Origin of the sequence: Cryobacterium sp. Hh7 (assembly GCF_004403155.1) — a bacterium.
In the GTDB taxonomy this organism is placed as follows: domain Bacteria; phylum Actinomycetota; class Actinomycetes; order Actinomycetales; family Microbacteriaceae; genus Cryobacterium; species Cryobacterium levicorallinum.
Window position 1 is genome coordinate 1 of the sequence record NZ_SOHG01000035.1, and the last position, 14472, is coordinate 14472.

14 protein-coding genes are annotated in these 14472 nt (G+C 66.5%); 9 read left to right on the top strand and 5 right to left on the bottom strand.

The features are described from left to right. Positions 1–322 precede the first annotated feature (322 nt). From E3T43_RS11200 to E3T43_RS11210, 3 genes are read left to right on the top strand one after another with little or no spacing between them, the layout of a single operon-like run. Positions 323–1888 carry a M23 family metallopeptidase gene (locus tag E3T43_RS11200; protein WP_134472512.1) on the top strand — a complete coding sequence of 522 codons (1566 nt, stop codon included), beginning with the start codon at positions 323–325 and terminating at the stop codon, positions 1886–1888. A 57-nt stretch (positions 1889–1945) separates the two neighbouring features. Then, a complete protein-coding gene (locus E3T43_RS11205; protein ID WP_134443051.1) occupies positions 1946–2572 on the top strand; it encodes a YitT family protein in 627 nt (208 codons plus the stop codon). A 53-nt stretch (positions 2573–2625) separates the two neighbouring features. Beyond that, entirely contained in the window at positions 2626–3084 is a 459-nt protein-coding gene (locus tag E3T43_RS11210; protein ID WP_134472513.1) for a pyridoxamine 5-phosphate oxidase, read from the top strand. Here the strand turns inward: E3T43_RS11210 and E3T43_RS11215 are convergent. Beyond that, a complete protein-coding gene (locus tag E3T43_RS11215) occupies positions 3071–4231 on the bottom strand; it encodes a M20/M25/M40 family metallo-hydrolase (RefSeq protein ID WP_134472514.1) in 1161 nt (386 codons plus the stop codon). The genes E3T43_RS11210 and E3T43_RS11215 overlap by 14 nt on opposite strands. A 113-nt stretch (positions 4232–4344) precedes the next feature. Between E3T43_RS11215 and E3T43_RS11220 the strand changes: the two genes are divergently transcribed. The 5 genes from E3T43_RS11220 to E3T43_RS11240 all read left to right on the top strand — a co-directional run bounded on the left by E3T43_RS11220 (position 4345) and on the right by E3T43_RS11240 (position 9647). After that, complete coding sequence (locus E3T43_RS11220) at positions 4345–5139, top strand: CPBP family intramembrane glutamic endopeptidase (protein ID WP_134472515.1); 795 nt, start codon at positions 4345–4347, stop codon at positions 5137–5139. A gap of 83 nt (positions 5140–5222) precedes the next feature. Next, positions 5223–6161: a DUF4097 family beta strand repeat-containing protein gene (locus E3T43_RS11225; RefSeq protein ID WP_241978949.1), complete on the top strand. Its 939-nt coding sequence runs from the start codon at positions 5223–5225 to the stop codon at positions 6159–6161. Further along, positions 6158–6841 carry a PadR family transcriptional regulator gene (locus tag E3T43_RS11230; RefSeq protein WP_134472516.1) on the top strand — a complete coding sequence of 228 codons (684 nt, stop codon included), beginning with the start codon at positions 6158–6160 and terminating at the stop codon, positions 6839–6841. Before E3T43_RS11225 ends, E3T43_RS11230 begins: the two co-directional genes overlap by 4 nt. Before the next feature lie 134 nt (positions 6842–6975). Further along, a complete protein-coding gene (locus E3T43_RS11235) occupies positions 6976–9111 on the top strand; it encodes an APC family permease (protein ID WP_134472517.1) in 2136 nt (711 codons plus the stop codon). Between the two features lie 248 nt (positions 9112–9359). Next, positions 9360–9647: a DUF3073 domain-containing protein gene (locus E3T43_RS11240; RefSeq protein WP_134472518.1), complete on the top strand. Its 288-nt coding sequence runs from the start codon at positions 9360–9362 to the stop codon at positions 9645–9647. A gap of 261 nt (positions 9648–9908) precedes the next feature. On the opposite strand, the gene purM is transcribed toward E3T43_RS11240, so the two are convergent. Genes purM through E3T43_RS18965 form a run of 3 tightly spaced genes read right to left on the bottom strand, consistent with a single transcriptional unit; the run spans position 9909 to position 13036 of the window. Next, a complete protein-coding gene (purM, locus tag E3T43_RS11245) occupies positions 9909–11033 on the bottom strand; it encodes a phosphoribosylformylglycinamidine cyclo-ligase (protein WP_134472519.1) in 1125 nt (374 codons plus the stop codon). Then, positions 11030–12619 (bottom strand): amidophosphoribosyltransferase, encoded by a 1590-nt coding sequence (purF, locus tag E3T43_RS11250; RefSeq protein WP_134443043.1) that lies wholly within the window; start codon positions 12617–12619, stop codon positions 11030–11032. Before purF ends, purM begins: the two co-directional genes overlap by 4 nt. 12 nt (positions 12620–12631) lie before the next feature. Next, on the bottom strand, positions 12632–13036 hold the full coding sequence (locus E3T43_RS18965; RefSeq protein ID WP_174844343.1) for a hypothetical protein: 405 nt from the start codon (positions 13034–13036) through the stop codon (positions 12632–12634). A 38-nt stretch (positions 13037–13074) separates the two neighbouring features. Here E3T43_RS18965 and E3T43_RS11260 point away from each other — a divergent pair, with 38 nt between their 5' ends. Further along, complete coding sequence (locus E3T43_RS11260) at positions 13075–13992, top strand: ribokinase (RefSeq protein WP_134472520.1); 918 nt, start codon at positions 13075–13077, stop codon at positions 13990–13992. Positions 13993–14086: 94 nt separating this feature from the next. Here E3T43_RS11260 and E3T43_RS11265 read toward each other — a convergent pair whose 3' ends face one another. Beyond that, on the bottom strand, positions 14087–14455 hold the full coding sequence (locus E3T43_RS11265; protein WP_134443041.1) for a sterol carrier family protein: 369 nt from the start codon (positions 14453–14455) through the stop codon (positions 14087–14089). Positions 14456–14472 lie beyond the last annotated feature (17 nt).

Below are 14472 nucleotides of genomic sequence, written 5' to 3' on the forward strand. Positions count from 1 at the left end.
AAAAGTCACGCCACCACGCCGAAGAACGCCAGACCAGCACTGGAATTGACTTCAGCGCAATCTGGCGTTCCGGAAATAGCTAGGAAACTCCCGCTAGCGCGAACCGCACCTTATAAGCACCTTGGACTGCTCGTTTGACCCGTTGTGAGCGTGGGGCTGGCGTGCCATACTGTCGCCACGCCAGCCCGCCCGCGTTAGTCCATACCCGAATGGATCAGGTTTGCCGATGTTTTTAGCCCCAAGTCACGGTCCCGCTGCGCTTCTCCTGCGAGCACGGCAGCGGGCCGCGACACATCGGGGGCCAGGCGGCCCGCTGGCGATCATGGTCGTGACCGCGCTGCTCCTCTTCGGTGCCCCGGTCGCGGCGAGCGCCGGTGAACTTCCAGCCGGTTCGACCGGCACGTCCACGCCGGCCGTGAGCGCGAACCCGGAACCGACCGCTGAACCGACCGCCGAACCAACCAGCAGCCCGACGCCCACGCCGACGGCAGAACCGACCGCGGAGCCCACTCCCGAGCCCACGACCGAAGCGACCCCCGAACCGACGCCGACGCCGGAACCCACGACTGAGCCAACCCCGGAGCCCACCGCCGAACTGACCCCAGAACCGAACGTCGAGCCGACCCCGGAACCCACGGTCGAACTGACCCCAGAACCGGACAACGAACCAGTTCCCGAGCCGACAGACGGACCGATCCCGCCCGTTGTCGATCTCCCCGATCCACCCAAGGTAGCGCCGACTCCCAGTGACACTGGCATCGAGGCGCAGGCGGCAGCCCAGGCAGCGGCCGCAGTCGTTCGCGCGACAGCCGCAACCGCCCTCGCCGACAGTCAGGCGGCCGCCGCGCTGGCGGCCGCGCAGCGCGCATCCGCTCAACAAGACTCGACACAAAGAGCCGCAGCGTTGGCCCTGGCGCTCACCCGGTCACAGTCAACGGAGGCGGTGCGGGCCACCGCCCAGCGTACGCTCGAGTCGACGCAGGCGAGTCAGACGCTCGCGCGCGGTCGCTCCGCACTGGTGCACCGGCTCGCCGTGGAGGCCACGCAGCAAGCCGCCGACTCCAAACGAAGCTTTGCCGTGCTCGCGCGCAAACTAGCGCAGCAGCAATCCGGCGCTGTCGTGACCGAGGTCTTCCTCGGCGGTAATTCCCTCGGCAACGTGCTCGACCAGCTCAGCACACTCGACCAGCTGGATCATGTCACCGACAATATCGAGACGATTCAGGCCCGCGCCGAGGCCGACGAAGCCCGAGCGCAGCGGCTGAACGAGCAAGATACCGAGACCCGTGCCGCCGCGAGCGGCCCGTCGGTCGACGCGAGCCGGGCCGCGCTCGACGCTGCCCAAAACGACGTCGAAGCTGCCGGCCTGGCTCTGGTAAACGCCGCAGCTCAGGCCGCGAGTGCCGCTGCCGGCCTGTCCGGACTGGACCTGCGTCCGATCACTCCAACCGACTACGGCCAGCTGAACGATCAGGGCTGGGCAAATCCAGCTAGCGGCCCCACAACGGATGTCTACGGGCCCAGGCCGGTCCGCCCCCTCCCGGGGGTGGGCGCGTTCCACTACGGCACCGACATTGGGGCGGGTTGCCTGGCACCGGTCTTCGCAGCCACCACCGGCACTGTGCGCGCCGCCGGAGCGGCCGGCAGCTACGGCAACTGGATACTGATCGACCACGGCGAAGGAGTGCAGACCGGTTACGCCCATTTGGCCGACGATGAGACCCTGGTCAATGTCGGCGATCGGGTCGGCGCCGGCCAACAGATCGGACGGGTCGGCAGCACCGGCCTGTCCACCGGCTGTCACACCCACGTCGAGGTTCGGGTTGACGGCGTCAGGATCGACCCCCAGCCGTTCTTCCTCAACCGCGGAATCATCCTCGGCGGTTGAGCCCCGCAGGGACCGGTGGCCGACGTGGGCGCCGAGCGGCATTTAGACTGAATTCTCGTGACTCGTCGTGTGATTCAACTGCTGATTGGCCTGTTCCTCTACGGAATCGGCATCGCGTTGATCGTGCGCGCCGCCATCGGCGTCGCCCCGTGGGATGTTCTCGCCCAGGGCATCGACAACCACACGCACCTCGGCTTCGGGCTGATCACGATTCTGCTGAGCGGTGTCGTACTCCTGCTCTGGATCCCCATCCGCCAGAAGCCCGGTGCCGGCACTCTGCTCAACGCGCTGCTCGTTGGCCCGTCAGCCGATGTTGGACTGTGGCTCATTCCGGCCGACCTCGACCTCTGGGCCCGCATCCTCCTGTTCGCCGCGGGACTCCTGCTGATCGCCGTCGCCACCGGCCTCTATATCGGGGCACACTTCGGCCCCGGCCCGCGCGACGGCCTGATGACCGGGCTGCACCAGCGCACCGGCTGGAAGATCTGGATCGTGCGCACCGGCATCGAGGTGATGGTGCTCGGCATCGGCTGGGTGCTCGGCGGCAACGTGGGAATCGGCACCGTGCTGTTCGCCGTCTTGATCGGCCCCCTCTGCCAGCGCACGATCCCCTTCTTCGCAGTCCGCCGCCCCGCGGCCGTTTCGCCGGTGCCCGATCCTGATGCCGAGCGCGTTGCCGGGTAGCTACTGCGCGGTGCGTTAAGCCCTCGTGTCGGTGCCGAGGTAGCGTTCAACGCATGGCAACTTGGCGAGAAATTGAAGCGGATGCTCCGCAGTTCGCAGCGCGGGTACGCTCACGATTCGACGCGGGCACCAACAAAACAATGGCCTCCCTGCGCCGGGATGGTGCCCCGCGGATCAGCGGCACCGAGCTCGTGATCAACAACGGGCGCATCACCCTGGGCATGATGCCCCATTCGCTCAAGCTGCACGATGTGCTGAGGGACCCGCGGGTGGCCATCCACTCGCCCACCCTCGAGCCGCCAGTCGGGCAGCCGTCGGAGTGGGCCGGCGACGCGAAACTGGCCGGGGTGCTGGTGGTGACCGAGCCGGAACCGACCGATCCGCCGGATACATTCAGTTTCGAGCTGCACGTACACGAGGTCGTGCTCACCTACATCGACTCCGACAACACGCATCTGGTCATTGAATCGTGGCACGAGGGCCGGGGGTGGGAGCGAATCAGCCGACTGTAGGCCCGCAAAACTGGGTGATCGTGCCCTCAAGAATCTCGGCGAGCGCGCGCACCGACTGCGCGTCGACCCATTCCGTGTCGGCGTGCAGGCCTTCACCGTCGGCACCGAACACCACACAGGGAATACCGGCTTCGAGAATAAGTCCGGCGTCGGTCCAGAACGGTTCGCCGCGCGTTTTCGCCGGGGCGCCGAGCACCCGCTCGGCATTGCCACTGAGCGCGCGCAGGATCGGCCAGTGCGGCTCGGCCTCAAAGGCAGCCCGCGCCACCAGCCGGGTCAGCTCAAACCGAAACTGCGGCTCCGTGCGCGCCAGCTCGGTGAACAGTGCCCGCAGCTCGGACTCGACGCGCTCCGGGGACTCGCCGGGCAGCATCCGTCGTTCCAGGGTGAGCACGCAGCGGGCCGCGACCGTGGCGGCATCGTCACCACCGACAATCTTCGACACCCGCACGGCACCGTGGCCGAGTGTGGCATGCGCCGGGGCCGAGTTCAGCTGCTGCCGCAGCTCGTCGAGGGCACGCAGCGCGAGCCCGGCATGCCAGATGGCATCCACGCCGAGCTCCGGCTGCGATCCGTGCGCGGCCAGGCCGGTCAGGCAGAGCTCGAACCAGGCGAATCCGCGGTGCGCTGTGGTCAGTTCCAGGCTGCTCGGCTCGATCACGAGGGCGGCATCGGCGCTCAATGTGCGCAGCACCTCTTCCGTTCCGATGCTGCCGAATTCTTCGTCGGCGACCAGCGTCACGATCACATCCCCGGCCAGCCCGACAGCGGATGCCCGCGCTGCCGCCACGAGGATGGCCGCGAGCCCGCTCTTGGTGTCGACGGCCCCACGCCCGTACACCCGGCCGGCGCGAAGGTCTCCGCTGAACGGATCGCCCGCGTAGGTGGCGACGCCGACCGTGTCGAGGTGGGCGTTGAGCATGAGCGAGCGTCCGCCGCCGGTGCCGCGTTTGATGCCGACGACCGAGGGCCGCCCGGGAACCTGCTCGAGCAGGGTGACCTGAAAATCCTGCTCGAGCAGCCATTCACTGCACCAGATTGCGATCTGGGCTTCACCCGCCGCCCCGGGAACCAGGTCAGGATTGACCGAATCGATGCGCACGAGGTGCTGCAAGATCGCGACCGGGTCGCTGGGAAAACGCTTCATCCCTCGAATCTAGGCCCTCCCCGCGGGAGCGGGAAAATCGCTGCCTCCGGGGTGCCGAAGCAGCACTTTTTCCGCTCTCGTTAAATTGGGAGGTGCTCTGGGTAGGGTGCAGCATGGGTATTAGATCGCGGTGGGGGCTGATTCCGGCGGCGCTGGTGAGCGCATCCGCTGTGCTGCTGTTTGCGCTGCGGATGCCGGTGGCCGGCTATGGCGTGCTGGCGGCGGCCCTGGCGCTCGCGTTCCTGATCCATCGGGCGCTGTTTCGCGATCTGCTGCTGATTGCCGTTGGGCTGGGGATCATCAGCACCATCTCGGTTGAGGCGAACATCAGCTACCCGAATATCGCCCTGATGGGCACGGTGCTCAGCCTGTCGGTGCTCGTGCCGTATCTGCTCTCGCGGTACTACTTCAAGGACCACGCGATCCGGTTTCCGATTCGCACCGGGCAACGCTGGACCCGGCTCGAACGCGCCTACCTGCCACTCGTAGTGCTGCTCGGGTACCTGATTCTGCCGAGCTACTTCATCGGAAGCGGCGCGTACCAGAATTGGCCAGCGGTGACCGCTCCCGATGAGATTGCCCGACTGTTCGTGGGCGTGGGCTTCGTGGGGATCTGGGACGAACTGTTCTTCATCTGCGTCGCCTTCACCCTGTTGCGGAGGCACTTTGCCGATTGGCAGGCCAATATTTTGCAGGCCGTGATCTTCTCGTCGTTCCTCTGGGAGCTCGGCTACCAGGCCTGGGGGCCGCTGCTGACCGTGCCGTTCGCGCTGCTGCAGGGCTACACCTTTGCCCGCACTCGCTCGCTCACCTACGTGGTCTGCGTGCACCTTTTGTTCGACGTCGTGGTGTTCGCCGTGCTGGTACACGCCCACAATCGCCAGTGGCTGGATATTTTTCTGTACTGATTGCAACTTTCAGGAACGCGATATATCGTGTCTTTCAATACACGCGATATAACGCGAGTTCACTCTCCTGAAAGGACAACCCAGTGTCATTGGAAAAATGGCTGGTCACCCCCGGGCAGACCAAAATCATCGATGTCGAATTGGTGCGGAAGCTCAAGGTCAGTTTGATCGGCGGCACGGTCGACATCATCGGCCACGACGAACCCGGCGCCCGCATTGAAGTGCACGGCGTCACCGGCAAAGACCTGAAGATCTCGATGGACGGCGACCGCCTCGAAATCGACCACCCCCAGTTGCGCTGGGATAACTTTCTCGAGGTGTTCACCTCGTTCCGCGGCACCGCCCGCGCCGAGGTGAGCGTACTGGTCCCGCGCGACGTCGCCCTGCGCTTCGGTGTTGTCTCGGCGGATGCCCTCGTGTCCGGACTGCGCAATGACGCCAAACTCAGCACCGTCTCCGGCGATGTCGTAATCGACGACGTCGAGGGTGACCTCGAACTCAATGCGGTCAACGGCGAGATCTCGGTGCGCAACCACGTCGGAGCACTGGCCGTGCACACCGTATCGGGCGATATCACGGCGAGCGGCAACATCCGTCGTTTCACGCTCGACGGGGTCGCGAGCAACGTGTTTCTCGACCTCGCGGGCACACCAGACCAGATCGTGACGAACTCGGTCAGCGGCAACCTCACGGTGCGGCTCGAGCCGGGCGTCGCCGCGCGGTACCACCTCAACACCCTCTCCGGAACGCTGCAGCTCGACGACCAGACCGTGCGCACCGCGTTCGGCAAGGGCTACGAAGGCTCCACCGGCACCCTCGACGGCAGCTGGCTCGACCTGCGTGGTAATTCGGTGTCCGGCGATATCTCGGTCGTGCGGCGGGAGAGCGGCGGCAGCGCGCCGGGCGGTGCAGCGTCGATGAGTGCAGCGTCGATGAGTGCAGCGTCAGCTCCGGCAGCATCCAGTCAAGCGGATGCCGCAGCGCCCGCCGCGGCCGACATTACCCAGGCAGACCCGGCATGAGCGCCATGTTCGCCCACGGGAGCCTGCGCCTCTACCTGCTGAGCCTGCTCGCGGAGCGGCCCCGGCACGGCTACGAGCTGATTCAGGCGCTCAGTGACCGATTCGGCGGAACCTACAGCCCCAGCGCCGGAACGATCTACCCGCGCTTGGCCAAACTCGAGGAAGAGGGCCTGGTCACCAAGCAGGCCGACGGCCGCAAGACCGTCTACGAGATCACCGATGCCGGTCGCGCCGAGCTGCTCGCCCGCGACGGAGAACTCGGCGCGATCGAAGACGAGGTGACCGACTCGGTGCGGCGCCTCGCCGACCAGGTGCGCAGCGGCGTCAACTCCGCCATGAAGTCCCTGCGCGCCGACCTGGCCTCCGCGGCCCGGCAGGCACGCGACGCAGGGTCGCCGGTTTCGCGCGGCTACGACGGCACGCCCGAGTCCTGGGATGCCCCGGATACACCAACGGAGGCCGAGGCGCCATCGTCGACCAGCGACGAGACATCCGCTCGCCTGGATTCACGTCTCGCCCTGCACGAAGCCGACATGGTGCTCAACGAGTTCCGGCAGCAGCTGCGCACAGACCTGCGCACGCAAGCGGCCCGCTCGGTTGTTCCGCCCGACACGGTGCCCACGCTGCGACGCCAGCTCGCCGACGTGCGCGCGAACATCCTCGCCACGCTGCACCCGTAGGCTTTTCGAGACCGCCAGCGCGAGTCGGTGGTGGTCTCGAAAAGCTCGACCAGCGGATGATTGTGCCGCCCAGGCCGCCCAGCCGCATCCGCTTAAAAAAGCCACCCGATTTGACAGGGGCCAGCTTAGGTGTAATGTCGTCCCTCGTGACACCCGAGGCGAACGCCCCAGTACCGGAAAGCCGATCACCCAAGCGGTGGATCATCGGCGATCCGCTCCCCACCGAGCAGTTGGACGGCCAGCTGCTACCCAAGCACCTCGCTCTTCCCATTTTTGCCAGCGACCCACTGTCGAGCGTGGCCTACGCGCCGCAAGAACTTCTGATGATTTTGACCCTCGGCGGGCTCGCCTTTTTGAGCTTCGCGCCGTGGGTCGCTGCCGTCGTCGTCATGCTTCTCATCGTTGTCGTGGCGTCGTATCGCCAGCTGATCAAGGCCTACCCATCTGGCGGCGGCGACTACGAGGTCGCCCACAAGAATCTGGGCGAAAAGGCTGGCCTGGTCGTCGCATCCGCTTTGCTCGTGGACTATGTGATGACCGTGGTCGTCTCGGTGGCCAGCGGCGTGGACAACATCATCTCCGCCATTCCAGCTCTCGCCCCGCTCCGCGTGGAGCTCGCGGTGATCTTCATCATTCTGCTCGCGGCGGTGAACCTCCGCGGCGTGCGCGAGTCGAGCAATGCCTTCGCTATTCCGACCTACCTCTTCATCGGCAGCGTGCTGCTCATGATCGTCGTCGGCCTCGTTCGGGCGCTGATGGGCGACGCCCCCGTCGCCGAGTCGGCCGGGTACGACGTGCAGGGCGAGAACCTCGCGCAGGCCGCGTTCATTCTGCTGCTGCTGCGCTCCTTTGCGAGCGGATGCTCCGCCCTCACCGGCGTCGAAGCGATCGCCAACGGGGTACCGGCGTTCAAACACCCCAAGGTCAAGAACGCCCAGCGCACCCTGACGCTCATGGGTGGCATTGCCATCGTGTTGTTCGTCGGATTGACCGCCCTCGCGCTGATCTCCAAGGTGCACTACGCCGAGGCTCCCTGCGACCTGATCGGCTGGGCCGAGTGCGCCACTGCGCCCCAGCGCAGCCTCATCGCGCAGGTCGCCGCTGCCACGTTCGGCAACTTCTCGATCATGTTCTTCGTGCTGCAGGCAGCGACAGCAGCGGTGCTGTTGCTGGCCGCCAACACCGCGTTTAATGGCTTTCCACTGCTCGGCTCCGTGCTCGCGCGCGACAAGTACGCACCGAAGTCGCTCAGCACCCGCGGCGACCGCCTGATCTACTCCAACGGTGTCGTGCTCCTGGCCCTGGCCGCCTGCGTGATCATGGTGGTTTACCGGGCCAACCTGACCGTGCTGATTCAGCTCTACATCATCGGCGTCTTCGTGTCATTTACGCTCGGCCAAACCGGCATGGTGCGGCACTGGCTGAAACTGCTCAAGAAGAATCCGCCGAACCGCGGGTCGATCATTCTGAGCCTGTCGATCAACGGTTTCGGCGCGGCGCTGACCGGTGTCGTGCTCATCGTTGTCACCATCACCAAGTTCACCCACGGCGCCTGGCTCGTGTTCGTGATGATGCCGGTGCTGTTCTTCCTCATGATGGGCGTCAACCGGTATTACCGAGACGTGGCCAAGGAGATCGAGGTCGACCCCGTCACGACGTTCGGTTCGCAGGGCGATCATGCCATCGTGCTGGTCGGCAAGATGCAGAAACCGGTGCTCAAGGCACTCGACTACGCGATCGCCGCCCGCCACGTGAGCCTCGAAGCCGTGCACGTCTCGATCGACACAGCCGAGACCAAGGAACTGAAACGCGCCTGGGTGAAGCAGAACATTCAGGTGCCGCTGCGCATCGTCGCCTCACCGTATCGCGACATCAGCTGGCCGCTGATCAGCTACATTCGGGGTCGCCGCGACGATCACGGCTCCGAGGTCATCACCGTGTACACGCCCATCTACATCGTCGGCCACTGGTGGGAGAACCTGCTGCACAACCACAAGGCCCGCCGGCTGCGTCAGAAGCTGATGATGGTGCACGGCGTCACGATCGCCCTCGTGCCCTGGCTGCTCGACTCGTCTGAGCTCATCTATGGTCGCCGCTCGCGGCCGATCCCCGGCCAGGATCGACGCGGTGAGCCGGTGCGATCCCGCCCGGTGTCGCGCCGTCCGCTCGCACCGCCCACCGGAGCCCCCGACGCGGCGACGAAGTCGAGCCCGGTCGTTGTGCCGTCGCAGTCTCGGCCGACGGCATCGCGTCGCCGGAAGCGCAAGTAGCGTCGGGCCGGCGCCCGGGACCAGCCAGCCAGCGGTATCCGCTCACCATGATTTGCGCGACCAGGCCGGGCCGGAGAACCGATCCACTATCCATTCTTACGGTCTGACCGGCCCGTTTGATCTTTGAGCAGCGTCAGTGGGCGGCAAGGCCCGTCATGCTAAACTAAGCTCTAGTTTTTACACATTCCGTTCGGCAAATCCCGAGTGTCTCGCGACTCGCTCGGCCTGGCATCGTAAGGGGGTCACGCATGGGGCGCGGCCGTCAAAAAGCAAAGCACACCAAGGTAGCTCGGGAACTGAAGTACTTCAGCCCGGATACCAACTACAACGCGCTCGAACGCGAGTTGACCGGGCATCCGTCCGATCCTCGGCTCGACGAAGACCTCGCCAAGTGGCCGGAGTATGAAGCGGACAAGGCCAAGAAGGCCACCGGTGGTGGCACCGTTGATTCCGCTGACGATGACGACGACGATCCGGATGACGACGACCGTTACGTCGACCACTACGCCACCGAAGACGAGAAGAAGCGCGCCTAACGCCGCCAGCGACCTCGGTCGCGATGCCTGGTGTATCGCGCGCTGCTTGGGGTGCACGCGGGTCGTGCTGCCATTTGTGGCCCGCGCGCTCGGCACGCCACGCGCGCGATCACCACGAGGCACCCCGTGCAGCAACCGGCCGCGCCGCTCTTGGCGCTCACGGACGCCCGTGCAGCAACCGGCCGCGCTGCTGCCACCCCGGGAGCCAACCGGGGGCCCCGGGCAACAAGCGACCGGGTGAGGGCCCCGGAGGCGGGAACCCTAGTTCGCGTAGGCGCCGACGAGACGCACGGCGCCGCCGTTGACGCCCTTGGCGCCCTGCTCGAACCCGGTCAGGTCGTGCTCGGCGCGCGAGACGCGGCCGGTGACCCAGGCGGGAATTCCGCTCAGAGCCAGCCGTGCGATGACCGATGAAGCGGATGCCGCATCCACGACCGCGAACATGCCGACTCCGAGGTTCCAGGTTCCTTCAGCGCTTTCGAGCGTTGACCCGGCCATGTCGCCGAGCACCCGGAACACGGGGGCGGGCGACCAGGTGGACCGGTCAACCTCGACCCAGGAGCCAACGGGCAGCACGCGAGCGAGGTTGGCGGCGATGCCACCGCCGGTGACGTGGCTGAGTGAGTGGATGGCGCCGGCCAGCTCTGGGTCGCCGAGCACATCGAGCAGCGGGCCGGTGTACAGTCGGGTCGGTTCGAGCAGAACTTCGCCGACCACGCCGCCGAGTTCGGCGGAGGTATCGGTGTAGCCGATGCCGCGCTGGGCCAGAATATGGCGCACGAGCGAGTAGCCGTTGGAGTGCAGGCCGCTGGAGGCCATAGCGATGACGACATCACCGGAGAGAACCTTCTCGGCACCGAGAACCTGGTCGGCTTCGACCACGCCGGTGGCCGCGCCGGCCACGTCATAGTCGTCCGGGCCGAGCAGGCCCGGGTGTTCGGCGGTTTCGCCGCCGACGAGGGCCGTCCCGGTCTCGGAGCAGGCGCGGGCGATTCCGGCGACGATCGAGGCGATGCGCTCGGGCACGACCTTGCCGCAGGCAATGTAGTCGGTCATGAACAGCGGGCGGGCACCGACCACGATGATGTCATCAACGACCATGCCGACGAGGTCCTGGCCGATGGTGTCGTGCTTGTCGATGGCCTGCGCGATGGCGACCTTGGTGCCGACGCCATCCGTTGAGGTGGCCAGCAGCGGCTGCCGAAACTTGGTGAGGAAAGACACGTCGAAAAGTCCGGCGAAGCCGCCGACCCCGCCCCAGACCTCGGGGCCGTGGGTCTTCGAGACGGCGGACTTCATGAGCTCGACCGCAAGGTCACCGGCTCGGGTATCGACTCCGGCCGCTGCATAAGACGCGTTGGAGATACTGGACGAGTTGTTGCTCATTCTGGTCTTCCCGGATCACCGAACGGTACCTGGCCCAGGCGGGCGAGGGCTTCTTCTTGCCGTGCGGCGGGTGCCAGCACGGCTTCCAGATCGGAATCGGGACCCGGGTCGCATCCGTTTGATGCGGCCGGCCGCTCGAGCAGGTTCTTGCCGAGGTGTTGCGATTCGGGCAGCGCGATCGGGTATACGCCGGTGAAGCAGGCGGTGCAGAGACGCTCCCGCGGCTGCTCGGTGGCTTCGATCATGCCGTCTTCGGAGAGGTAGCCGAGCGAGTCGGCGCCGATCGACTGGCGCACCTCGTCGACCTCGAGGCCGGTCGCGATGAGCTCGGCACGACTGGCAAAGTCGATGCCGTAGAAGCACGGCCAGGTGATCGGCGGGCTTGAGATGCGCACGTGCACCTCGGCGGCGCCGGCCTCCCGCAGCATGCTCACGAGCGCGCGCTGGGTGTTGCCGCGCACGATTGAGTCGTCGACCACGATGAGGCGCTTGCCCTTGATCACGTTCTTGAGCGGGTTCAATTTCAAACGGATGCCGCGCTGCCGGATGGTTTGCGACGGCGCGATGAAGGTGCGCCCGACGTAGGAATTCTTCACGAGACCCTGACCGAACGGAATGCCGGACGCCTGCGCGTAGCCGATGGCTGCCGGAGTGCCGGATTCCGGCGTGGGGATCACGAGATCGGCTTCGACCGGGTACTCCGCCGCGAGCTTGCGACCCATTTCGACCCGTGCCTCGTGCACGCCACGACCAGCGATCGTGGTGTCGGGGCGGGCGAGGTAGACGTACTCGAAGACGCAGCCCTTGGGGTCGGCCTTGGCGAACCGCTGGGTGCGCAGCCCGTTCTCGTCGATCGTGATGAGCTCGCCGGGCTCGACCTCGCGCACGAAGCTCGCGCCGACAATGTCGAGGGCTGCGGTTTCGGAGGCGACGACCCAGCCGCGTTCGAGGCGGCCGAGCACGAGCGGGCGAACGCCCTGGGGATCGCGAGCGGCGTAGAGGGTGGTTTCGTCCATGAACACGAGGCAGTAGGCCCCACGCAGCCGCGGCAGCACCTCGAGCGCCGTGGCCTCGAGGGTGTGGTCGAGGTCGCCGGTGAGCAGGGCGGTGATCACTGCGGTGTCGGTGGTGTTGCCCCTGGCCAGCTCACCGTCGACCTTGGGGTAGCGTTCACGCACGAGTTCGAGCAGCTCAGCCGTGTTGGTGAGGTTGCCGTTGTGGCCGAGGGCCACCGTTCCGCTCGAGGTGCGGCCGAGGGTTGGCTGGGCGTTCTGCCAGCTCGAGGACCCGGTCGTGGAATAGCGGGTGTGCCCGACGGCGATGTGCCCGAGCAGGGTGCTCAGCGAGGCTTCATTGAAGACCTGCGAGACCAATCCCATGTCTTTGTAGATGAGGATCTTACTGCCGTCACTCGTGGCGATTCCGGCCGATTCCTGGCCGCGGTGCTGCAGGGCGTAGAGGCCGAAGTAGCTGAGTTTGGCCACCTCTTCGCCGGGAGCCCAGACTCCGAAGACCCCACAAGCGTCTTGTGGGCCCTTCTCGTTGGGAAGAAGATCGTGATTTAACAGTCCGTCGCCACCGGGCAAGCCGCAGCCTCTTTACTTCTCGTTGAACGTGGGGAATTCGTCATCGGGGGTGCCGGAGCCAGGCTCAGCGGCACGCAATTCGCTTGTGGTACTGACACCGTTCGTGCCCAGTCTATCCGCGACGACCGACATCTTGGAGCGGCCAATGATTCGGTCGATCACGAGGGCCACCACCGCGCCGAGCGCAGTGCCGATGGCGACCCCGCCGAGCAGCAGAAAGCCGAAGATTTGCATCCGTTCATACTCCTCGGTCTCCGGGAAGGAGACGGTGAGAATGAGCGCGACCAGCACCCCTACGATGGCGCCGAGCAACATGAAATTGCGGTACCGCGGGGCCCGGTGCAGGGTCACGGTCGCCTCGGCGCGCACGATCTCGTTCTCGGCCGACGGGTTCTGGGGCTGCTCAGAAGAACTCACGCCTCTATTGTCCCATGAGCGGATGCGAGACTGACTCTATGAACTCGATTGCGGTACTCGGAAGCGCCAACATGGACCTCGTCGTGCGGCAGTCGCGCCTGCCCCGACCAGGCGAGACGATTTTCGGGGCTGGCTTCAGCACGGTTCCCGGTGGAAAAGGACTCAACCAGGCGGTCGCCGCGGCCCGGTTGGGCGGGGCCGTGAACTTTCTGGGAGCTGTGGGAGCGGATACCTACGGGAGCGAGCTGCGCGCGCTGATGCTGGCCGAGGGCATCCGTTCTGATGGCCTCGCGACAGCGGATGCCCCCACCGGCACCGCCCACATCTCCGTCGTGGACAGTGGCGAGAACTCGATCGTGGTGGTGTCGGGCGCGAACGCCGCGGTCACGACGCTGAGCGAGGTGCAGCGGGCGGCGATCGCGGAGTCGGCGTTTCTGGTGATGCAGTGCGAGCTGCCGATCTCGGTACTGGTCGAGGGGATCGCCGCGGCCCACGCCGTCGGAGTGTTCACCGTGCTGACCCCGGCGCCGGTCATGCCGCTGCCCGAGGGGTTTCTCGCCTCGGTCGACCTCGTGGTTCCGAACCAGATCGAGGCCGCCGAACTCACCGGGGAAAGCGACCCGGTGCGAGCCGCCGAGGTACTCAGCGCTGACCAGACCTGGGCGATCGTGACGCTGGGTTCGGAAGGTTCGGTCGTCGCCTATGACGGCGAGGTCCTCGGACTCGCACCGGCCCGGCCGGTGACGGCCGTCGATACGACCGCGGCCGGCGACACCTTCGTCGGGGCGCTCGTGGCGCGCCTAGCGGCGGGATACGTCCGTGGCACGGCTGTGACGCCGGACGAGATGGTCGAGGCCGTGCGTTTCGCGACCGTCGCGTCGTCGATCGCGGTGACCAGGGCGGGGGCGACCTCGTCGATGCCTACCCGCGACGAAGTAGAGGCAATCCTCGTCTAGCACGTTCGCAAAAGCGCACAAACGCCCGTTTGGCAACGAGACCTGAACCTCGCCCAGGGCCGAAGATGGCATCTCGCGCCATCAAGGCACGCCGCTAGTGCAGGGGCAGCACGGGCACGTGGCCGGTCAGGTCGGCGCGGGCCCCGGAGGCGTGGATGGCCCCCGACGCGACACCATCGGCGAAGGCGAGGGTGCCGGTGGCGAGGCCAAGCCAGGTGGCGACATCCATTTCGACCACATTGGGCGGCGTGCCACGGGTGTGCCGGGGACCCTCGATGCACTGCGTGGCGCCAAATGGCGGCACGCGCACCTCGAGGGTGTTTCCTTCGGCCTGTTCGGCCAGCAGTTGCAGGGTGTAGCGCACCGCTTGGGCGCGGATATCCCGGCTCGCGGCGCGGCCGCCCTCGAGCGCTGCCCGCACGGCCGCCCGGCCGGCTCCGTCGTCGATGCGCGCTCGTGCCATGGCTCCAGTCTGCCGGA